Here is a 21179-nt window from a genome sequence, read left to right on the forward strand (position 1 = left end):
GGCGGATGCGGAGAGGCCGGGAGAGGACTCCTTCCTCTTGGGGGTTCTCGCCTGCGGAGACAGCCCTCTCCCCGACCCTCCCCCGCAAGCGGGGGAGGGAGCGCAGCGTGACCTGCGGATCTATCTCGTTTCATCATTTGCCAGACTCTCCATGCCGCTCACCCTCGAAACCCGCGACCTCACCATCCGCTTCGGCGGCCATGTCGCGGTCAACAATGTCTCCTGCACGTTTCGCCCGGGCGAGCTGACCGCCATCGTCGGGCCGAACGGCGCCGGCAAGACCACCTATTTCAATCTGATCTCGGGCCAGCTGCGGGCATCCGGCGGCAGCATCCTGTTCGACGGCGCCGACATCACCGAGCATTCCGCACCAATGCGCACCCGTGCGGGTCTCGGACGTGCTTTCCAGCTCACCAATCTCTTCCCGAACCTCTCAGTGGAAGAGAATGTCCGCCTCGCAGTGCAGGCGGCAGCGGGCACGCATTACGACATGCTGCGGCCCTGGATGGTGCGCCGCGACCTGATCGCGCGCGCCGACGCCATCCTCGACCAGGTCGCGCTCGGCAATCGCCGCGGCGTCACTGCGACCGCGTTGTCGCATGGCGACCAGCGCAAGCTCGAGGTGGCGCTGATGATCGCGCTCGAGCCAAAAGTCTTCATGTTCGACGAACCGACCGCCGGCATGAGCATCGACGAGGTGCCGATCGTCCTGAACCTGATCGCGCAGCTCAAGCAGGACAGGAGCAAGATCATCCTCCTGGTCGAGCACAAGATGGATGTGGTGCGCTCGCTCGCCGACCGCATCATCGTGCTGCATAACGGGCAGCTGGTGGCGGACGGCGCACCCGCCGAGGTGATCGCCTCGCCGATCGTGCAGGAAGCCTATCTCGGCGTCGCGCCCAAAAGCGCTGCAGGGAGTGCAGCATGAGCGATCTCCTCAAGCTTTCCGGCGTGCACACCCATATCGGGCGCTATCACATCCTGCAGGGCATCGATCTCGCCGTTGCGGAAGGACAGGTCACGATGCTGCTCGGCCGCAACGGCGCCGGCAAGACCACGACGCTGCGGACCATCATAGGCCTGTGGCAGGCCTCGAAAGGCGAGATCACCCTGGCAGGCCAGCGCATCGAGAGCCTTGCGACGCCCGACATCGCGCGGCTCGGCGTCGGCTACGTGCCGGAGAGCATGGCCGTGTTCTCCGATCTCACGGTGAAGGAGAACCTGGTGCTGGCGGCGCGCGACGCGCCGCTCGACGACAAGCAGCTGGATTGGATCTTCGGCTTCTTCCCGGCGCTGCGCCGCTTCTGGCTGTCGCGCGCGGGAAGCCTGTCGGGCGGGCAGAAGCAGATGCTGTCGATTGCGCGCGCGATCGTCGAGCCGCGCAAGCTGCTCCTGATCGACGAGCCGACCAAGGGCCTCGCGCCCGCCATCGTGATGGCGCTGATCGAGTGCCTGAAGGAGATCAAGCGCAAGGGCGCCACGATCCTGATGGTCGAGCAGAATTTCTTTGCCGCCCGCGAGCTCGGCGACAACGTGCTGGTGATGGACAACGGCACCATCGTTCATCGCGGCGAGATGGCGGCACTCGCCGCCGACGTGCCGCTGCAGGAGCGGCTGCTCGGCCTGAGCCTGGAGGCGCATCAGTGACAGACCTTGCCGCAACCGATCCGCTGCCGAAGCCGAAACGCGATCTCGCGCCGATCCTGCTGCCGCTCGCGCTCGCGCTGCTGATGATCCCGCTGATCGGATCGACCTCGTCCTGGCTGACGCTGACCGTCGCGAGCCTCGCCATGGGCATGATGATCTTCATCATGGCCTCAGGGCTAACGCTGGTGTTCGGCCTGATGGACGTGCTCAATTTCGGCCACGGCGCCTTCATCGCCGTCGGCGCCTATGTCGCGACCCTGGTGCTGGCGCCGTTCGCGGCGTCCATCCAGGCCGATTCGCTCTGGATGAACCTCGCGGTGCTGGGGCCAGCCGCGCTGCTCTCAATGGCGGTGTCGGGTGCGCTCGGCCTCGTCGTCGAGCGCGTGCTGATCCTCCCCGTCTACGGCCAGCACCTGAAGCAGATCCTGATGACCACCGGCGGCCTGATCGTCGCCGAGCAGACGCTCTATGCGCTGTGGGGGCCGCAGATCATCCCGATGCCTCTGCCGGCCTCGCTCCGCGGCTCCTTCATCATCGGCGACGTCGCGATCGCCAAGTACCGCGTGCTGGCGATGCTGATCGGGCTTTCCGTCTTCATCGCGATCCAGCTCGTGCTCAACCGCACCAAGCTCGGCCTCCTGATCCGCGCCGGCGTCGAGAATCGCGAGATGGTGGAGGCGCTCGGCTACCGCATCCGCCGCCTGTTCCTCGGCGTGTTCATGACCGGATCGGCGCTGGCCGGCCTCGGCGGCGTGATGTGGGCGCTTTACCGCGAGCAGGTGCACGCCTCCATGAGTGACGACCTCACCGTCCTGATCTTCATCGTCGTCATCATCGGCGGGTTGGGATCGATCGGCGGCTGCTTCATCGGCGCCATCCTCGTCGCCATGGTCGCCAATTACGGCGGCTTCCTGGTGCCGAAGCTCGCCCTCGTCTCCAACATCCTGCTGATGGTCGCCATTCTGATGTGGCGGCCGCGCGGCCTCTATGCAGTGACCAGCCGATGATGATCCTCTCGGGCGATCCGCCGCGCAGCCGCGTCCTGACGCTCGTTCTCGTCGTCATCATCCTGGCGCTGGCGGCAACGCCATTCCTGTTCCCGGGCGCCAAGGCACTGAACGTCGCGGCCAAGATCTGCATCTTCGCAGCCCTCGTCGCCTCCTACGATCTCCTGCTCGGCTATACCGGCTCGGTGTCGTTCGCCCACACCATGTTCTACGGCATCGGCAGCTACGCGATCGCGATCGCGCTGTACGGCATGGGTCCGAACTGGGCCGCGGTCGCCACCGGCATCGTCGCCGGCCTGCCGCTCGCAGCCCTGCTTGCGCTCGCGATCGGGCTGTTCTCGCTGCGGGTCGCTGCGATCTTCTTCGCCATGATCACGCTTGCGGTCGCCTCGGCCTTCCAGGTGCTGGCCTCGCAGCTGTCCTGGCTGACCGGTGGTGAGGACGGGCGCAGCTTCCAGCTGCCGGAGCTGCTGCGCCCCGGCACGGTGCTGATCTCCAAGAACCTGTTCGGCTTCGAGATCAACGGCCGCATCCTGACCTTCTACCTGGTGTTCGCGATCTCGGCCCTGATGATCCTCGCGCTGCTGCGCGTCGTGAACTCGCCGTTCGGGCGCGTGCTCCAGGCGATCCGCGAAAATCGTTTCCGGGCCGAGGCGCTCGGCTTCCGCACCGTGTTCCACCTCACCTACGCCAACTGCCTCGCCGCTCTCGTCGCAGCCAGCGCCGGCATCCTGAATGCGCTGTGGCTGCGCTATGCAGGTCCCGACACCTCGCTGAGCTTCTCCATCATGCTCGACATCCTGCTGATGGTGGTGATCGGCGGCATGGGCACGATCTACGGCGCGATCATCGGCGCCACCATCTTCATCCTCGCCCAGAACTATCTGCAGTCGCTGATGGGCGTCGCCTCCAAGGCGGCGGACGAAGCCGGGCTGCCGCTGCTGCCGGGGCTGTTGCATCCCGACCGCTGGCTGCTGTGGCTCGGGCTGCTATTCATCGCCAGCGTCTATTTCTTCCCGACCGGCGTGGTCGGACGGCTGCGCCATGGCGGCGGCAAGAAGACCGCTGGCGCCTCGCATTAACCGATGATTCATGATGCAGCGCCGCGTTTGCGGCGGCGCCGCACAACCGGCGCGATACAAGCGCGGCTACATATCGGCGCCATCACGCAGCCGGATTAACGCTCAGGTAACTGGTTTTCCTAAGGTTTGCGCCATTTGTGCGGTGTATTCCTGTTCTTCCAGGGAGGGGGAATGCGCCAGGTCTTTGCCAAGGTAGCAGCCGGGATGTCTCTAGCCGCGAGGAACGGCTGGGAGGCCTTGGCGCGCCGCGGTCCTGTCCTGTGGCTGACCTTGTGCGGCGTATTTCTGGTCGCGGGCATTTTCATCGTCACGGCCATGGCGGTCGGCGAATTCCGCGAGCGGACCCTCGCCAACCGCGAGCGTGAGCTCGAAAACACGGTGAAGCTGATCGCGCGGCATTTCGATCAGCAATTCGAGGATTCCGACGTCGTCGCCGCCGACCTGATCGGACAGATGAACCTGCCGGAGATCACCTCGCCTGCGATGTTCCGCGAGCGCCTGTCCGGGCCTGCCGCCAACCAGATGCTGCGCAGCAAGATGAGCTCCGTGTCGTATCTCGGCGACATCGCGATCTACGATGCCGAGGGCGAGCTGATCAACTGGTCGCGGGCCCAGCCGCTGCCCAAGATCAACGTCTCCTCACGCGCCTATTTCAAGACATTCAAGCTGAATCCGCAGTCCGAGCCGGTGCTTCTGGAATCGGTCCGCAGCTTCATCATCAACAAATGGACCACGATCGTCGCACGCCGCTTGAACGGCGCGGACGGCACCTTCCTCGGCGCGATGGTCCGGCGGATCAATCCGGACAGCTACCAGCACTATTTCGCCTCCGTCGCCCTCGGCGAGGGTACGGCCATCTCCCTGTTCGACCGCGAAGGCAAGATGCTGGCGCGTCATCCGCATCGCGAAGAGCTGATCGGGCGGAACTTCAGGGATGCGCCACTGATGCAGAAGGTGCTGGCGCAAGGTGGTCATCAGAGCCACCGCGGCAACAGCCCGATCGACGGCGAGGAGCGGCTCGGTTCGGCCGCCTCGCTGAAGCACTTTCCGCTGGTCATCATCGCCACCAACACCACAGCGGCCGCGCTCGCGGACTGGCGCCAGCAGACCGGCTTCCTGGTGGCGACCGCTGCCCTCTCGGCCGCCACCATCGCGCTGATCCTCTATCTGATCATCCGCCAGATCAACCGGCAGAACCGCGAAGCCCAGCAGCGCATCGAAGCGGAGCGGCTGCGGCTCGACACCGCCCTCAACAACATGTCGCAAGGGCTGATCCTGTACGACGCGGGCGGCACCATCGTCACCTGCAACCGCCGCTACGCCGACATGTTCGGCCTGTCCCACGACGTCATCAAGCCCGGCTGCCACATCCGCGAGGCGATGTATCATCGCAAGGAGCGCGGCGCATTCGATGGCGATGTCGAAGCGTTTTGCGCCGACGTCATGAGGGTCGTCGCCGAAGGCACGGTCTCGACGAGAACGCATCAGCTGGCCAACGGCCGCGCCTTCCAGGTCATCAACACGCCGCTCGCGCAGGGCGGCTGGGTCGCCACGATCGAGGACATCACCGATCAGCGCAATCTGGAGCAGGAGCGCGACCGCAACTACACCTTCCTGCGCGAGATCATCGACCATATCCCGTCACGGATCACCGTGAAGGATGCCCGCACGCGGCGCTACCTGCTGGCCAACCAGGTGGCCGAGCAACAACTCGGCGAAACCAGCAAGACGATCGTCGGCAAGACCGCGTTCGATCTCTATCCGGCAGAAACCGCCGGGATCATCACCCGGGACGACGACAAGCTGCTGCAATCGCCGGACGGGCTATTCCTGGACGAGCACGTGTGGACCACGCCAAGCATCGGACGGCGCTACATCACGTCCACCCGGATCGGAATCCGCGACAGGTCGGGCGAGCCGCGCTACATCATCAATGTCGTCGAGGACGTCACCGAGCGGCGGCGCGATCACGAGAAGATCGCGCATATGGCGCATTACGACGCGCTGACCGACCTGCCGAACCGGGCCCTGTTCCGCGAGCAGATCGAATGCGAGCTGGAGAAGGTCGCCGAAGGCGGCCAGTTTGCGCTGCTATACATCGACGTCGACGAGTTCAAGGGCATCAACGATTCGCTCGGTCATCACGTCGGCGACGAGCTGTTGAAGGCGATAGGCGGCCGTCTGCGCGGCTGTCTCAAGCAGGGCGATTTGATCGCGCGGCTCGGGGGCGACGAATTCGCCGTGATCCAGACCGACATCGGGTCTTCCGCCGACGTGCTGTCCTTCGTGAAGCGGATCTACCAGGCGATCCGGCAGCCCTATCATTGCCTCGGCCATCAGCTCTCCACCGATGCCAGCATCGGCATCGCGCTGGCGCCCCAGGACGGCGCCGATCTCGATCAGCTGGTCAAGAACGCCGACCTCGCGATGTACGGGGCCAAGGCCGAGGGGCGGCGCACCCACCGCTTCTTCGAGCCCGCAATGGATGCCTGCGCCAAGGCACGCCTCAGCATGGAGCAGGATTTACGCCAGGCCCTCGTCAACGGCGGCTTCGAGATTCACTATCAGCCGCTGGTCGACCTGCGCTCGGGTGAAGTCTCCGGCTGCGAGGCGCTGCTGCGCTGGCGCCATCCCCAGCGCGGCATGGTGTCGCCGGCGGAGTTCATTCCGGTCGCCGAGGACACCGGCCTCATCACCGAGCTCGGCGACTGGGTGCTGCGCACCTCCTGCAGTGAGGCCGCGACCTGGCCGGCGCATGTGCGCCTCGCGGTCAACGTCTCGCCCGTGCAGCTCAAATGCGACACGCTGGCGCTGCGAATCGCGGGCGCGCTCGCCGCCTCCGGCCTCGACCCGCGCCGGCTCGAGCTCGAGATCACCGAGGCCGTGCTGATCCGCGACGACGAGGCGGCGCTCTCGATCCTGCACCAGTTGCGGTCGATCGGCGTGCGCATCGCGCTCGACGATTTCGGCACCGGCTATTCCTCGCTGAGCTATCTGAAGCGCTTCCCGTTCGACAAGATCAAGATCGACCGCTGCTTCGTCCTCGACATCGCCGAGGCGAGCGGCTCGCCCGTCATCGTGCAGGCGGTAGTGAACATCGCGGCCGCCAGCAGCATGACCACGGTCGCCGAGGGCGTCGAGACCGAGGCGCAGCGCGACATGCTGCGCGCGCTCGGCTGCACGCAGATGCAGGGCTACCTGTTCAGTGCACCGAAGCCGGCCAGCGAGGTACGCAAGCTGTTCGGTCCCTCCGATGGCTTGCCCGTGGCTGCGGTGGCCTGATGCCGAAGTCGCGCAAGGCGCTCGATGTCGCCGATTCCTACGCCGTCCGGCTGATGCAGCACCTCGTGGTGCCGACCTTCGTGATTGACCCGAAGCGCCGCGTCGTGATCTGGAACAGAGCCTGCGAGCGGCTGACCGGCGTCGGAGCCGCCGAAGTGATCGGCACCAGCAAGCACTGGCAGGCGTTCTACGAGACGAAGCGCCCTTGCCTTGCCGACCTCGTCGCCCTCGACCGGCCCGAGCAGTTGCCGGAGTATTATTCGGAATATGCCGCGCGCGGCCACAACGGGCTCGGCTTCTCCGCGGAGAACTGGTGCGTGATGCCCAAGCTCGGCAGCCAGCTCTATCTCGCCATCGACGCCGGCCCGATCCACGACGAGGCCGGCAACCTGATCGCGGTGGTGGAGACTCTGCGCGACCTCACCGACCAGAAGCGCGCCGAGATGGCGCTGAAGGAGCTCGCGACCAAGGACGGGCTCACTGGCCTCGCGAACCGCCGCGCCTTCGACCAGATGCTGCTCGGCGAATGGGCCCGCGCCCAACGCACGCAGAAGCCGCTGGCCCTGCTGTTCGTCGACGTCGACCATTTCAAGCTGTTCAACGACCAGCACGGCCACCAGAGCGGCGACGAGTGCCTGCGCGCGGTGGCTGACGTCGTCAGCCGGCATGCGGTGCGCCCGCTCGACCTCGCCAGCCGCTATGGCGGCGAGGAGTTTGCGCTGATCCTCCCCGACATGGATTGCGACAGCGCCTGCATGGTGGCCGAGGCGATCCGCTGCGCCGTGATGGCCTTGGCGATCGCCCATGGCGCGATCGGCGCCGGCGACCACGTTACCCTCAGCGTCGGCGTCGCAAGCCATATTCCCGGCGGTGCCGACGGCGGCCCCGACCGGCTGCTCGGCGCGGCCGACGAGGCGCTCTATGTCGCCAAACGCCTCGGCCGCAACCGCGTCATCTGCGCCGACCGGGTTTTGGCCGAATTCGCCGCCCTCGGCGGCAAGCCGGTTCCGGACCCGGTCAAGCGCAAATCGGCCTGAAGCGCGCTTCCATCGAGAAGCGGTTGCCCGCCCCGCGCCAATCGGCTAAATGAACCTCGACTAGCACCCGTAGCTCAGCTGGATAGAGCGTTGCCCTCCGAAGGCAAAGGTCACACGTTCGAATCGTGTCGGGTGCGCCATTTTGTGATTTGCGCGATATTGTCACCGATTGACGCGCAGCTCCCTCGATGCGGCGCGCTACCTCAACTAGCCCTACCTCAACTAGCCCTCGGCAGGCAGCTTCATCTGGCCGGTCGCTTCATCAATCTCCCTGATGGCCTGTATCGCGAAGCACACCCCAGATCAGGATAGAGTGACCAAGCGCGAAGCAGCGGAATGTCGCTCGCGCTACCGAACCGCCCCACATTCACCAGAGCCTTTTCGATCACGTCTTCGATGCAACGGCCTCGGCTCGCGTGAGCCAGTTCTGCCCGCCGGAGCCTCTCTCCCGGAGCGACGAATGTTACCGATTGGCGGCGAGATACCGGGCTTGATGCGACGTACACCGTCCCCCAAATCTCACGTCGGATGTTCAATCGCATCGACATAGCCCGGTTCACATGGGGGAGCGTGCGCGTTGCGCACCTCCGTCTGCCGCCCGCGGCGGACGCAGGTGATGCATCGCTCGCGCTGCCTGGAGCGATCGCGGTGGGGTTTAACGGCCAGAAGAACGCCGCTGTAATGCTGGCGAATGGACGCACGGTCGCTCGCGATGCGCCTGCCGGAACAATCGGTCTGACCGGCGGAGAACCGGTCAAATGGGTGCGAACAACTTCGCCCGCTGAAGTGGTAGAAATTTCAGCGGATGGCTCGCTGCGGAGGCAAATTGCCGAGGAACTTGGTGCTGAGGGCCATGCCGATCTTGCCGATATTCATGGCTGGGAGAACTTTCACGCATGGGCGATCGTTGACCGTTTCCGCGCAGCCGCGCGCGGGAGGCATCATTTGAACGACGTCGAACGCGATTCATTGGTGCGGACCCTCTACGCGATTGTCTTGTGCGGAAAATTCGGAGGGCGGGCGATCGAGCGCTCAAAAGGCTCGCTGGATACTCGGCGCCTGCGCAGAGTGCTGGATTTTGTAGAAGCACACACCGCCACGGATCTGACGCTCGCGCGGCTGGCCGAAGTTGCGGCACTAAGTCCGTTTCACTTTGCCAGGGCGTTCAAGGCCGCCACCGGATCTCCGCCGCATCAATATGTGTCGAGCCGCCGCCTAGAGCACGCGCGCCAACGCCTTCGGAACACGCCCGATAGCGTTGAAGCGATCGCCGCCGACCTCGGCTATTCGAACATCAATCATTTTCGTCGTCAGTTCCGTGCCCGGACAGGTCTGTTGCCGTCTGATATCCGCGCGCGCTGAAGCAAAAGACAGCAAGAATCGACCTGCCGCGCAGCGGCCTCATGCCTCTAGGTTCGCGTGACCGGAGAGCCAAGCCGTTTTTGTGAACGACGGCCTGCTGACATGGGAAGCGGAGGCGCAGGATAACCATGACTCAAAACGAAAACATTTGGCTATCGCGTCGTTCGATGACACTTGGCATCACCGCGGCGGCGGCTACGGCGGCTGCAGTCGGTCGAACAGACGCCCAAACGAATCAGTCGGGAGACCCAACCCGTGTTCTCGCGGGAAAAGTCGCGCTAATCACCGGAGGGCCGCGCAATCTCGGCCGCGCATATGCAGCAGGACTCGCAGCGGACGGTGCGAGCATCATGATCCACTATCATGACGCGGGCGATCGAGCTGATGCCGAGACTGCAGCGCACCTTGTCCGCGCACAGGGTGCTCGTGCCGCCACTATCGAAGGCGAACTCCACGAAATGCCGACTCATTCGCGCCTCGTGGAGGCGACGCTGCGCGAATTCGGTCGCATCGACATACTGATCAACAACGCCGGTCGCATGGTCAAGAAGCCGGTGGCCGAAATCAGCGAGGCCGAATACGACGACGTGTTCGGAGTGAACGCCAAGGCGAGCTTTTTCATAATGAAGGAGGTGAGCCGTCATCTTCCGGACGGTGGGCGAATCATTAATGCATGCTCGTCGCTGATCGACGGCTACCTTCCCAACTATGCGTTATATCAGGGATCGAAAGCAGCTCTCGAACAGTTCACGCGCTCCATGGCGCGCGAACTCGGGCCTCGCGGTGTCACGGTCAATGCCGTTGCGCCCGGACCGATAGATACACCCTTCTATCGGGCGCCCGAGGACGCGGCCGCCATCGCCTACGCGACGCGTCTTTCTGTAGCGGGGCGCCTCGGCACGGTCTCCGACGTCGTTCCGCTGATTCGGTTCCTTGCGTCGCCAGCATCGCATTGGGTCACGGGCCAGACTGTCTACATTAACGGCGGCTACACCGGGCGATAAACTACTCGAAAGCGACGCACGAAAGATCTTTCGATCTCATCATTGGCGGCATTGCGTAAGATTTGTCCGGGCGTTCGATATCCCCCGGGCACAATCCGGAGCTGCTCGCGATGCTGACCCCGGCGCTGGGCAGCGCACTGGACGAGAGCTCCGCGCGCAGGAAGCAGCGCCTCTCACCCACTGACCCGCAGCACCCGAACCGTGAAGACGAGCACGAGGCCGGCCCTCACGTCAGCATCGCGATGATCGCCTGGAGCTGGTCGGACGCTGCCGTCACCAATCCATCGTATGACGTGTGGCCGTGTGCGGCGGCGTTCAGGATGCATTCGGCGACGGCCGCTTTCAGGCCGAACACGGATTGATGCGCCGGTACGCTTGCCATCACGGTCTCCAATGCCTGACGCATCGTGTGAATGAGCTCGGAGCTGTATTGCATGGGCCTTGTCCTCCGCGGGCTCATATGGAAGCACAGGCTACGGCTTGCCACTCACAAGCGTGAGATCTTTTTTGAATCCATCCGGACTGAGCGCCTCAATTCAAGCGCCAGATCGCCGCATTGAGCACACCGGCGAACACGACCCAGGCTGCGTAGGGCACGAACAATGCGGCGGCGAGCCTGTCGCGTGACAGCTCGAGACCGATGTAGGTCACGATCGCGATGAACAGGCCGACGAGAATGACGAGCGCGGCGCCGATCTGGTGCATCGTGAACATGAGCGGAGACCAAATGAAGTTGAGCGCCATTTGCGCCGCCCAGGCCAGCATCGCCTTGCCCCTGGGCTCACGGCGAAAGGTTCGCCACCCCGCAACAGCGATCAGAACGTAAAGGATGGTCCAGGCGATCGGGAACGCCCAGTTCGGCGGGACGAAGCTCGGCTTGGCAAGGCCGGCATACCATTCACCGGGGGGATTGGTCGCGCCGATCAACCAGCCGGTGCCGACGACGCCCGCCACGAAGACCAACAACTGAAGCATCCGTCACCTCGCCCTTCTCATCATCCGATTGTAACATCCTTCCATGAGCCAATCCGACTCGATGCCTGGCGCAGCCGCGGCCGTGCGACGAGAAGCGATGCGCTGAGCGCCATGGCAAAGTCCTGCGTCTTCTCGCAGCAGCGTCGGATGGGTTGCCGACGTTGACGGAGACGGCCTGACCGGGGCGAGCCCGATTGGGGGAGAATTCGGCCCGTCCTGCGGTTGAGGAACGCATGCGGGCGCGCTAAAGGCAAGCGGGCGCGCGCGGATCCGCAGTCGGACGAACCGCCGCCAGTGGATTCAGCAATTGGTTACAAAGCTATCCCATCGACGCGACATTGACGGGCTCCGGGCGATCGCCGTCTTGAGCGTATTCCTCTATCATTTGGACGTTCCGCCGTTCGGCGGCGGCTTCGTCGGGGTCGACCTGTTTTTCGTCGTGTCCGGCTATCTGATCTCTCGGATCATTCTCAGCGAGGCAGATCGCGGTGAATTTTCGCTCCAGCGATTTTACGAGCGCCGCATCCGGCGCCTCTTTCCCGCAGCGATCGTCACCATCATCGGCATCTTGGCCGTCGGTGGCCTCTGGTTCTCTCCGGAGCTTTTCAAGGGCCTGACTCAAGACGCCGTGGCTACGCTGGTATCGGTCTCGAATTTCTACTTCTGGCGCGGCAGCCACGCCTATTTCGCCAACTCGACCGATCCCAGCCCCGTGCTTCACTTCTGGTCGCTGGCCGTCGAGGAGCAATTCTATCTGTTTTGGCCCGTGTTCATTCTGCTGGGGCGCCGATTGCTCGGTCGCGCACTGCCTTTGCTCATTCTTGGCATCGCAATTCTTTCGCTCGGCGTCGCGCAAGCGACACTCGCAACCGACAGCTCGGGTGCTTTCTACCTGCCGACCTGTCGCGCCTTCGAATTTGCGATCGGAGCGCTGGTCATCTTTGCTGAGCAGAGGCTAACCTTCCCGGCCGGAGCGCGCTCGCTGTTGGCTGCCGCCGGATTCGCTTTGATCGCTTACGCGGTCGTCAGCTTCGACAGTGCGACCTCCTTCCCTGGCGCGACGGCCCTCATCCCATGCCTGGGTGCAGCCTGCGTGATCTTGGCGGGCGAGCGTCACGTCCTTTCGCCTGTCCTGACCAATCCGCTGAGTGCGGGGATCGGGCTGGTGTCCTACTCGCTCTACCTCGTGCACTGGCCCCTGATCGTCTACGCAAACTACATCCTGGGCGATGACGCCAAGTCGGTTGCGGTGAAAGTGCTGATCGTCGCCCTCGCGATGGCGCTGGCTGCGCTGATGTATCGGCTGATCGAACAGCCGTATCGCGCGGGTCGCTCGTCACTGCTGCGAGTCGCCGGCCCCGCCGCCGCGACGATCGTCGCGCTCGCGATTGTTGCATTTGTGGCCAACCGCCAAGATGGCTGGCCATGGCGGCTCCCGGCACAGGCCCGCGAGGTCGCCGATCTGCAGCGTTTCGGCTTCTGGCCATGCGCCAAGAGCGCACAATCGAAATGTGCCTTCGGTTCATTGAGCGACCCCGTGGGGGTGCAAGTGCTCGGCGACTCCTTCGCCGAGCACTATGTCGCAGCGCTGGATCCGGCGGCAAAGCGCGCCGCCGTCCGGGGAGAGGCTTATACGGCCGAAGGTTGTCCGTTGCTCGTCGGGCTGGTGCGAACAGCGTTCGACGGCTCGCAGGACTGCAAACGCCAGCGCGATACCTACCTCGCCGCGATCAGGCAGAACCAGGCTCCAATCGTGCTCAGCCAATCCTGGATGACTTACGGCAATGCGCTCCGCAACGAGCTCACGCCGGAGGTCGATGCACCGGCCCTGCAAGTCTGGCGGGCCGGCATCGAGAACACGATCCATGAGCTCGGCGGCAGCGGACGGCGCATCCTGATCATAGCGCCCGGAGTCGAGCCGGGCTGCCGCAGCCCAATGTCCCGCTTCGCACCGGGACCCCTCTGGCACGCACCAAGCAAGCCCTGTCCTGCCGTGCCCCTCGATCGCGTGCAGGCCGACAATCGCGAATTCCACGCCATGCTCGAGGAGATCCGGAGCCGCTACCCGAACCAGGTCTTTCTGCTCTATCCAGAACGCTATTTGTGCGGAGAAGCCGAGTGTCCGACCGCCATGGACGGCCTCTGGCTCTATTGGGACGTCAATCACCTCACGGTCGCAGGTGCGCAGCGCGTTGGCGACGGAGCCTCAAGCCAGCTCCTTGAGTTCATCCGTGGCAAGTAGGGGCCTCTGCCTCTCCCAAGCGATCGCGGCCGAGCCGAAGCCATCTCGACTGAACGGAACTGACGAGCGCCTCTCGTCACGAGCCTGAGATGGCTTTTGACCCTGCCGCGATTGTGCAGCTCAATTCAGCCGCCGGATCGACGGAAGCATCCCTCGGCTCGCGCATCTCCCCACGCGATTGTATCATCTTTCCATGAGCGAATCCGACCCGACGACCGGCGAGCCCTCGCCTGTCCGCAAGATCATCCATATCGACATGGATGCGTTCTATGCCTCTGTGGAGCAGCGCGACAATCCGGAGCTGCGCGGCAAGCCGGTCGCGGTCGGCGGCTCCGCGGAACGCGGCGTCGTTGCGGCGGCGAGCTACGAGGCTCGAAAGTTCGGCGTTCGCTCGGCCATGCCGTCGGTGACGGCGAAGCGGCAATGTCCCGACCTGATCTTCGTCAGGCCGCGCTTCGAGGTCTACAAGGCGATCTCCAGACAAATCCGCGACATCTTTGCCGAGCACACGCCCGTCATCGAGCCGCTGTCGCTCGACGAAGCCTATCTCGACGTGACGGAGAACCTGCAAGGCATCCCGCTGGCGCGGGACATCGCGCTCGAGATCCGCGCGAAGATCAAGGCGGAGACCGGCCTCACCGCGTCGGCGGGGATCTCCTACAACAAGTTCCTGGCCAAGCTCGCGTCCGATCATCGCAAGCCCAACGGCCAGTTCGTGATCTCGCCGGAGATGGGGCCGGCCTTCGTCGAGCCGCTGCCGGTCGGCAAATTCCACGGCATCGGTCCGGCGACGGCTGCGAAGATGAACGCGCTCGGCCTGTTCACCGGCCGGGACATCCGCAACCAATCCCTGGAGTTCATGAACGCGAATTTCGGCAAGTCAGGCGCGTATTATTATTGGATATCGCGCGGCGTCGACGAGCGGCCGGTCCGCGCCAACCGGATCCGCAAATCCGTCGGCGCGGAGAACACGTTCTCGACCGACCTCGATGCGTTCGACGCGCTTGCCGCCGAGCTAAGGCCGCTCGTCGACAAGGTCTGGCGGCATTGCGAGGCGACGGGCAATCGCGGCCGCACCGTCACCCTGAAGATCAAGTTCGCCGATTTCGAGATCATCACGCGCAGCCGATCCGTCGCGGCGTCCGTTGCCGGACGCGACGATCTGGAGCGGCTGGCCTGCGGCCTGCTCGAAGCCGAGATGCCGCTGCCCAAGCGCGTCAGGCTGCTTGGGGTCTCGTTGTCGTCGCTCCACCCCGCCGGCGAGTCGGAGCCGCAGCTGACGCTGGGCATCTGAACGCGGCTTGAGGCCCCTTCGGTGAACGCGGCATCTTTATCCGCGACGCGGCGCCAAACCTGTCGTAGATACACCAGACATGACTTTTCGCGATTGAGTTTGGATGCTTGCCTTATTGATACGCCTCGGACTGCGCTTGGAAGACCGCATCGAGGAACGCCGGTTTGTCGACCAATATGTCCGGGGCAGTCTCGGATGGACGCAGATCGCGATGCTGCTTGGCGCCGCCACCTATGCCAGCTACACGCTCTGGGATTGGGTGCTCTACCCCGAAGTCGTGCCGACCACGCTCGCAATCCGCGGTGGAACCGCCGTGGTCATCCTGCTCCCGCTGACGGCGCTGCTGTCGCGGCGCCGGATGAAGCCATGGGCGGAGACGATCTTTCTCATCTATTGCGTCATCCCGGGCTGCATTCTGCCGAGCATCTATCTCGTGCTTCCCTCGGGCTTCACCTTTGCCGCGCCCGGCATGATGATGATCATACTGTTCGTCTCGACCATGCTGCCCTTGCGGATCGGCTCGCTGGCGATCTTCTGCCTGCTGTCGTGGGTGGCGTTGCTGGTCGCCGAGACATTCGCGTCGACAATGCCGACCGGCCTGAGCTTCATCAACCATTCTCTCGTCGGCAACGCCTACGCATTGTCGCTCTACGCGGTGGCTGCGCGCGAGTACCGGGCGCGAAAGCAGTTCCGGACATCCGAGGCGCTGCAACAGGAAAAGGAACGCTCCGAGAAATCGTTGCGCGATCTGCGCGCGACCCAGGAGCATCTCGTGCAGGCGGAAAAGCTCGCCTCGCTCGGGCAATTGGTGGCAGGTGTCGCTCACGAGGTCAGCACCCCGCTCGGCCTCGCCTTGACGTCAACGGCCATGCAGGATGACCTGCAAACGATGAGTGATGCATTGGGCGGAGCATCGGTCCGGCGGTCCGATCTAACCAAGGGCATTGACCGGCTCAAGCAGGGGCTCAACCTGACCTTCGAAAATCTGCACCGCGCATCCGAAATGGTGCACAGCTTCAGGCAGGTCGCGGTCCATCAAGCCGATGAGGACCGGCGCAGTTTCGAGCTCAGGGATTGGCTATCGGAGTTGATGTCCCGGCTCGGGCCATTGCTGTCGCATCATGCCCTGACCGTGGAGGTACACTGCCCGGCGGGAATCAAGCTCAACAGCTATCCCGGAGCGCTTGCTCAGGTGATCAGCAATCTCGCCCTCAACACTGCAGCGCATGCGTATCCTGACAAGAGAGGCGGCCGGTTCGTGATCACGGTAAACCAACCGAATCCGAGATCAGTCCGCCTTGTCTGCGCTGATGAAGGCGTCGGAATCCCTGACCACCTGCAGGCGCACATCTTCGATCCATTCGTCACGACAAGTCGCGAGAAAGGCAATGCCGGTCTGGGACTGCACATCGCGTTCAATCTCGTCACCTCATCGCTCAACGGGCGCTTGCTGCTCGAGAGCAAGGCGAGTCCGGGAACTCAGATCGTCATCGAAATTCCCGTTGAAGAACACGTTGCAAGAGAACCGCGAAGACTAGAGGTTTGACACTATTGCGAGCGGTTCTGTGTCGATCTTCGAGGCACTGCCTGACGTGAAGCTGACAGACCAGCCTCTTTTTCGATTTCGACGCGCTGCTCTGAACAAGATGCACTCCATTGGCTGTTCGTTCGAGCGCGATCGACGTAAAGTTTTTTGCGAACGCAGTTTGGTCGCGCCATTCAATTGACACGTACTGACGGATAGTCGTCGGCGTTTCGCGACGCTGCTCACGCGCGATAGCCTCGATGTCTCTCTCGTGCGGTGGTCCGCGCATGAGGGCGTCCGGTTGATCGCACATGAATGAAGCGCCAATCGCATGAAATCGAAAAGATAAACTGTCGTTTGATTCACCGTCTTGCTTTCGAACTGCGCTTGAAATTTTCGTTGTTCGCCGCTCGAGGAGCTGATCGTGACTCAACTCAACATGCGCTTGTCCGAGGACGAGCAGTCCCGGAACGTACGGAAAGGTGCGCTCGCTGCGATCGTCACTCAGGTCGTGCGTGTAGCGACGCAGACCGGATCTGTGATCCTGCTCTCGCGCCCACTGACGCCAGTCGACTTTGGTACTTATGCAATGGCTTCGCCGGTGCTCGCCTTCGCGGTGCTGTTCCAGGATCTCGGTCTTGGACACGCGACCGTGCAGAAGGACGAGTTGACGCACAACGAGCTGAGTGCGCTGTTCTGGGTGAACCTCTCGGTCGGCGCGCTACTGGCGGCCACACAGGTGGCGCTATCGCCGCTCGTCGCCAGGTTCTACAGCGCGCCAAATCTCGCCCCACTGACATCCGGTATGAGCGTCACGTTGCTGCTCAGCGGCGCTGACGTCCAGCATTTGTCGTTGCTGACGCGACAGATGAGATTCTGGACGCTGGCAGGCCTGGAGTCCGCGGCCGCACTGACTGGATTACTGACCTCTGCCGCGGTCGCGTACATCTATCACAGCTATTGGGCCATTCTCGCCGGCAGCCTGACATCAGGTCTGGTGCTCGCGAGCGGCGCGTGGCTGAGTTCGGGATGGTTGCCGTCGAGGCCCGGCTCGATCAAGGCTGCACGCGACATGCTGAACTTCGGGCTCGGCGTGACCGGCTACAATCTTGCCGAATTCCTGTCCCGCAATACCGACGGGGTGTTGATCGGCAAGGTCTGGGGGGCTGCCTCGCTTGGCGCGTATAACCGCGCCTACCGGTTGCTGCTGTTTCCGCTTCAGCAAGTCAGCAATCCGATGGTGCGAATCATGCTGCCGACGCTGTCGGGCCTGCTGAAGGAGCCGGAGCGCTATCGGGATTCGTTCCGTCGCGCGGTGCTGCCGGCGCTCCTGCTCGTGTTGCCTGGCGTCGGCTTCATGATCGCGACCGCCGATACGCTGGTCGAAACCCTGCTCGGCGACCAATGGAGCGAGGCTGCGCCGATCTTCGTCGCCCTCAGCATCGCCGGTCTGCTGCAGACCAGCAACAGCCCCGCCAACTGGCTTTTCCTCAGCCAGGGCCGCACCAAGGAATACATGCGCTGGGGCCTGTTCAATGTCTCAACATCGATTCTCGCTTTCATATGCGGGCTGCCGTTCGGACCAGTCGGCGTCGCCAGCGCATACTCGATCAGCGAGTGCGTGCGCACGCCCATCCTGTGGTGGCTGATTGGGCGACGCGGCCCGGTGCGTCATCGAGACCTCATGGTAGTGGTCGGGCCACATCTCGCCGGAGCCCTCGCTTCCGTGGTGACGGTGTCTCTGCTGCATCGCTGGCTGCTGGCGCGTTCGATCGGAGGGATCCCGGAATTGGCAGCCTGCTTCTGCCTTTCATATGCGGTTTCGCTCACGACCGTTGCGCTGTTTCCGGCCTGTCGCGGAGAAATGTGGCGCTACGCACAGAGCATTCGCGGCAGATAATGCGACCGGCACCAGACCGTTCGCAAGACGGCGGAGCTGATCACCACGTCACCAGTCACGCCAAAGCCGCGCGCCACGGGAGTGCCGTGGCGCACGTGTCTCCAAAACGTCCGTCGGGCTGCTCAATGCCTCACATGCTCGAACACCACGATCACGCCGGTCGGTTCGGGCTCATGCGCCATCAGGCGCGTCAGGTCGGAATCGCCCCAATCAGCGAGGCTCACGACCTCGCCGCTCTGGCGGTCGCCGCCGAGCGATCCCGTCGGCTCGAGCACCTTGAGGCCCATCTCGTCGACGAAGAAGGTGTGCTCGCCGAACATGCTGTTGAGCTGCGGCATCGCCGGATGTTCGTCGGGCAGCACCTGAGCGCCGAGCTGGTTGACGGTCTGCTTCACCTGTTCAGATGTGAGCTTCATGAGCTGCTCCGTTGTTGTATCCGGTTTCATCGAGCCAGGCGGGAGCGAGCATTCCCTGCGCCCTTATGCGCCTGGCTCAGAGTCCCGAACAGGTGCTGCGGACAAATGTTCCTGCGAAATGTATTTCGTGATCGCGGGGTTTCATCGGCCGCGTTCGCGGCACAAGATCGCCACAGGATGCACACGATCTATCGATCGACGCGCTACTCGCTGCTGTTCTCGCCGACCGAGAGTGCGCAGATGCGTGACAAATATGTGTACGGCAGGCCGGACTCCTCGGCCCAGGCGTTGAACTGCGCCTGCACCTTGGCGAGATCGCCCTTCGACTTGACCTCCTCCGCGATGTCGAGACCGGCAGCGCGCAGGCAGGCCACGACGTCCTTCGACGTCACGAAACCGTCCCAGCCGACGAAGCGCAAGAGCAGCTGGCCGGTGTTGCCGCCCAGCCGGCTGCCGCGCTTGGTGAGGAGGTCGAGCAGGCCGATCTCGTTGGACGACGGCCATTTCGCCAGGAACTTGCCGAAGCTGCCGTGCTCCTTCGCGATCTCCTGCACGAAGGCGGCGTTGTCGCGCACCGACATGATCTTGGCACCGTTGCGCACGATGCGCGCGTCGCGCAGCAGGCCTTCCCAATAGTCTTCGGGCTGGAACGTGAGCTTGGCGGGCTGGAAATGCAGGAAGGCCTGCTCAAAGCCGTCCCATTTGGAATCGATCACGCTCCAGGCAAAGCCGGCGCAGAACACCCGCTTGGTCATTTCGGCGAGGATACGATCGTCGCCGAGCTTGGCGAGCTGCTTGAGGTCCGGCTTGGCCGGCATCAACTTGTCCAGCGCCTTGGGCCCGCCCTTGCGCTTCTCGGCGCGGGCGCGAATGGTCTTGAAGGGGATCATGTGAACACGGGTGTTGAGGGCAGGCCACGACACCAGAATTCGGCGATCCGGTCCAGCCCCGCGTTGCCGCCCCTTGCGCCCTGCGACGGGACGCAGCATGCTGTCGTTCATCGGATTGATGCAAAGGGGCGGCCGGGCTGGTCTGCTTCTTGCTTTATATCGTTTTGGAATTCCCTGACATTTTGCTCTCTGGCCGTCGGATTTTCCATGCGCTGCCTGGTCGTGGCCGACTTGCACTATTCGCTGCCGCAGCTCGACTGGCTGGTCAGCGCGGCGCCGCAATTCGACCTCGTGATCTTCGCCGGCGACGCGCTCGACATCGGCTCGATGGTGGATTTCCGCGCCCAGATCGTGGTGGTGAAGAAGTATCTCGCGCTGCTGGCCGCGACGACCCGCGTGATCCTCTGCTCCGGCAATCACGATCTCGACGAGCGCAACGCCGAAGGTGAGAAGATTTCGCGCTGGATCTCGGAGGTGCGCGAGCTCGGCATCGCCTGCGACGGCGACGGCCTGACGGTCGGCGATACCCTGTTCACCGTGTGCCCGTGGTGGGATGGACCTCAGGTCAAGCAACGCCTCATCGAGCAGTTGCGCTATGCCGCAGCCGTCAGGCCGCAGCGTTGGATCTGGGCGCATCATGCGCCGCCGGCGGATTCACCGACGAGCTGGGGCGGCAAGCGCTTCTTCGGCGACGTCGAGCTGGTGCAGTGGATCATGCAATACCAGCCGTCGATGGTGATCTCGGGCCATGTGCATCAATCGCCCTTCATCAGCAATGGATCGTGGTTCGACCGGCTGGGCCAGACCTGGGTCTTCAACACGGGCCTGCAACCCGGCCGTCCCCCGACCTACATCGTGCTCGATCTCGATGCCGGCAAGGCGTTCTGGCTGGCGGCCGGCGAGGCGCAATGGATCGACCTGAATGCGCCGCTGCGGCGGCCCGCCGCCCCCATCGAGGCGCCGCCCGACTGGCTCACATTCTTGGATCGGATTGCCGATCAGAGCCGGGCGAAACCTCAGCCGGCGGCAGGTTGATCATGCTCTGGAGCACTTCGCCGACCATGGCCAGATGCGTGCCGTGGCCGGCATATTGCCGCTTCAGATCGGCGAGGTAGGTGTTGGCGATGTTGAGCCTCTGCGCCAGCATTTTTGCGATCAGCAGCGCTACGCCCGGCTCCTTCTCGAGGAACGAGGCGGCATCCTCGAATTCGTAGACGATGGCGTCGGAGCAGGCCCGTACCGTTGCGGTGTGCGGCTGGCCCAGCAGCACGGACATCTCACCCAGCACCGCGCCGGGCTCGGTGACGGTGGCGACCACCATCTCGGCCTTGAGCACCTCGAGCCTGCCTTGCATCAGCACGTAGAGATGGCCGGAGGTGCCCCCCTCGGCGACGATGATGGTGCCGGCGGGAAGCTGCCGCTCCGTTCCGCCGGTGCAGTAATCGAGGACTGCGCGCATGGTGCGAACGCTCCCGTCGCAGGGGTACACAACGCCGGAAGACTAGAGCACGATCCG

19 protein-coding genes and 1 tRNA gene are annotated in these 21179 nt (G+C 63.9%); 14 read left to right on the forward strand and 6 right to left on the reverse strand.

Annotated features, from left to right (window positions below):
- The first annotated feature begins 151 nt into the window (after window positions 1-151).
- The 9 genes from I6F37_RS31210 to I6F37_RS31250 all read left to right on the forward strand — a co-directional run bounded on the left by I6F37_RS31210 (window position 152) and on the right by I6F37_RS31250 (window position 10421).
- On the forward strand, window positions 152-928 hold the full coding sequence (locus I6F37_RS31210) for an ABC transporter ATP-binding protein (protein WP_225134715.1): 777 nt from the start codon (window positions 152-154) through the stop codon (window positions 926-928).
- On the forward strand, window positions 925-1647 hold the full coding sequence (locus tag I6F37_RS31215; protein WP_057025905.1) for an ABC transporter ATP-binding protein: 723 nt from the start codon (window positions 925-927) through the stop codon (window positions 1645-1647). Before I6F37_RS31210 ends, I6F37_RS31215 begins: the two co-directional genes overlap by 4 nt.
- Window positions 1644-2654, forward strand: a complete 1011-nt coding sequence (locus tag I6F37_RS31220) for a branched-chain amino acid ABC transporter permease (protein ID WP_036002397.1) — start codon at window positions 1644-1646, stop codon at window positions 2652-2654. Before I6F37_RS31215 ends, I6F37_RS31220 begins: the two co-directional genes overlap by 4 nt.
- On the forward strand, window positions 2651-3736 hold the full coding sequence (locus I6F37_RS31225; RefSeq protein ID WP_193760773.1) for a branched-chain amino acid ABC transporter permease: 1086 nt from the start codon (window positions 2651-2653) through the stop codon (window positions 3734-3736). The genes I6F37_RS31220 and I6F37_RS31225 overlap by 4 nt, the downstream gene beginning before the upstream one ends.
- Before the next feature lie 171 nt (window positions 3737-3907).
- The gene (locus I6F37_RS31230; RefSeq protein ID WP_225153643.1) at window positions 3908-7018 is read left to right on the forward strand and encodes an EAL domain-containing protein; all 3111 of its coding nucleotides are present in this window, start codon (window positions 3908-3910) and stop codon (window positions 7016-7018) included.
- Window positions 7018-8055, forward strand: coding sequence for a diguanylate cyclase (locus I6F37_RS31235; protein WP_225153645.1), 1038 nt, complete (start codon window positions 7018-7020; stop codon window positions 8053-8055). Before I6F37_RS31230 ends, I6F37_RS31235 begins: the two co-directional genes overlap by 1 nt.
- Window positions 8056-8118: 63 nt before the next feature.
- A tRNA-Arg gene (locus I6F37_RS31240) sits at window positions 8119-8195 on the forward strand.
- A 388-nt stretch (window positions 8196-8583) separates the two neighbouring features.
- Window positions 8584-9417 carry a helix-turn-helix domain-containing protein gene (locus I6F37_RS31245; RefSeq protein WP_225153646.1) on the forward strand — a complete coding sequence of 278 codons (834 nt, stop codon included), beginning with the start codon at window positions 8584-8586 and terminating at the stop codon, window positions 9415-9417.
- Window positions 9418-9545: 128 nt separating this feature from the next.
- A complete protein-coding gene (locus I6F37_RS31250) occupies window positions 9546-10421 on the forward strand; it encodes an SDR family oxidoreductase (RefSeq protein WP_225144829.1) in 876 nt (291 codons plus the stop codon).
- A 226-nt stretch (window positions 10422-10647) separates the two neighbouring features.
- On the opposite strand, the gene I6F37_RS31255 is transcribed toward I6F37_RS31250, so the two are convergent.
- A complete protein-coding gene (locus I6F37_RS31255; RefSeq protein WP_225113284.1) occupies window positions 10648-10857 on the reverse strand; it encodes a hypothetical protein in 210 nt (69 codons plus the stop codon).
- A 95-nt stretch (window positions 10858-10952) separates the two neighbouring features.
- Entirely contained in the window at window positions 10953-11396 is a 444-nt protein-coding gene (locus tag I6F37_RS31260; protein WP_225153648.1) for a TspO/MBR family protein, read from the reverse strand.
- Between the two features lie 307 nt (window positions 11397-11703).
- On the opposite strand from I6F37_RS31260, the gene I6F37_RS31265 reads away from it, so the two are divergent.
- The 3 genes from I6F37_RS31265 to I6F37_RS31275 all read left to right on the forward strand — a co-directional run bounded on the left by I6F37_RS31265 (window position 11704) and on the right by I6F37_RS31275 (window position 16478).
- The gene (locus I6F37_RS31265; RefSeq protein WP_225153649.1) at window positions 11704-13638 is read left to right on the forward strand and encodes an acyltransferase family protein; all 1935 of its coding nucleotides are present in this window, start codon (window positions 11704-11706) and stop codon (window positions 13636-13638) included.
- A gap of 193 nt (window positions 13639-13831) precedes the next feature.
- Window positions 13832-14932: a DNA polymerase IV gene (dinB, locus tag I6F37_RS31270; RefSeq protein WP_225143030.1), complete on the forward strand. Its 1101-nt coding sequence runs from the start codon at window positions 13832-13834 to the stop codon at window positions 14930-14932.
- Window positions 14933-15035: 103 nt separating this feature from the next.
- Complete coding sequence (locus tag I6F37_RS31275) at window positions 15036-16478, forward strand: sensor histidine kinase (RefSeq protein ID WP_225153651.1); 1443 nt, start codon at window positions 15036-15038, stop codon at window positions 16476-16478.
- On the opposite strand, the gene I6F37_RS45990 is transcribed toward I6F37_RS31275, so the two are convergent.
- Window positions 16420-17103: a hypothetical protein gene (locus I6F37_RS45990; RefSeq protein ID WP_368736799.1), complete on the reverse strand. Its 684-nt coding sequence runs from the start codon at window positions 17101-17103 to the stop codon at window positions 16420-16422. The genes I6F37_RS31275 and I6F37_RS45990 overlap by 59 nt on opposite strands.
- Here I6F37_RS45990 and I6F37_RS31280 point away from each other — a divergent pair.
- Window positions 16996-18357, forward strand: a complete 1362-nt coding sequence (locus tag I6F37_RS31280) for a lipopolysaccharide biosynthesis protein (RefSeq protein WP_368736797.1) — start codon at window positions 16996-16998, stop codon at window positions 18355-18357. The genes I6F37_RS45990 and I6F37_RS31280 overlap by 108 nt on opposite strands.
- 122 nt (window positions 18358-18479) lie before the next feature.
- On the opposite strand, the gene I6F37_RS31285 is transcribed toward I6F37_RS31280, so the two are convergent.
- Window positions 18480-18773, reverse strand: a complete 294-nt coding sequence (locus I6F37_RS31285) for a hypothetical protein (protein ID WP_225153653.1) — start codon at window positions 18771-18773, stop codon at window positions 18480-18482.
- Window positions 18774-18976: 203 nt separating this feature from the next.
- Window positions 18977-19663 (reverse strand): DNA-3-methyladenine glycosylase I, encoded by a 687-nt coding sequence (locus I6F37_RS31290; RefSeq protein WP_225153690.1) that lies wholly within the window; start codon window positions 19661-19663, stop codon window positions 18977-18979.
- Window positions 19664-19870: 207 nt separating this feature from the next.
- On the opposite strand from I6F37_RS31290, the gene I6F37_RS31295 reads away from it, so the two are divergent.
- The gene (locus tag I6F37_RS31295; protein WP_225153655.1) at window positions 19871-20698 is read left to right on the forward strand and encodes a metallophosphoesterase; all 828 of its coding nucleotides are present in this window, start codon (window positions 19871-19873) and stop codon (window positions 20696-20698) included.
- Here I6F37_RS31295 and I6F37_RS31300 read toward each other — a convergent pair.
- A complete protein-coding gene (locus tag I6F37_RS31300) occupies window positions 20637-21122 on the reverse strand; it encodes a Crp/Fnr family transcriptional regulator (RefSeq protein ID WP_225153657.1) in 486 nt (161 codons plus the stop codon). The genes I6F37_RS31295 and I6F37_RS31300 overlap by 62 nt on opposite strands.
- Window positions 21123-21179 lie beyond the last annotated feature (57 nt).

The sequence above is a fragment of the Bradyrhizobium sp. NBAIM08 genome, from assembly GCF_020193935.1.
GTDB lineage: Bacteria > Pseudomonadota > Alphaproteobacteria > Rhizobiales > Xanthobacteraceae > Bradyrhizobium > Bradyrhizobium yuanmingense.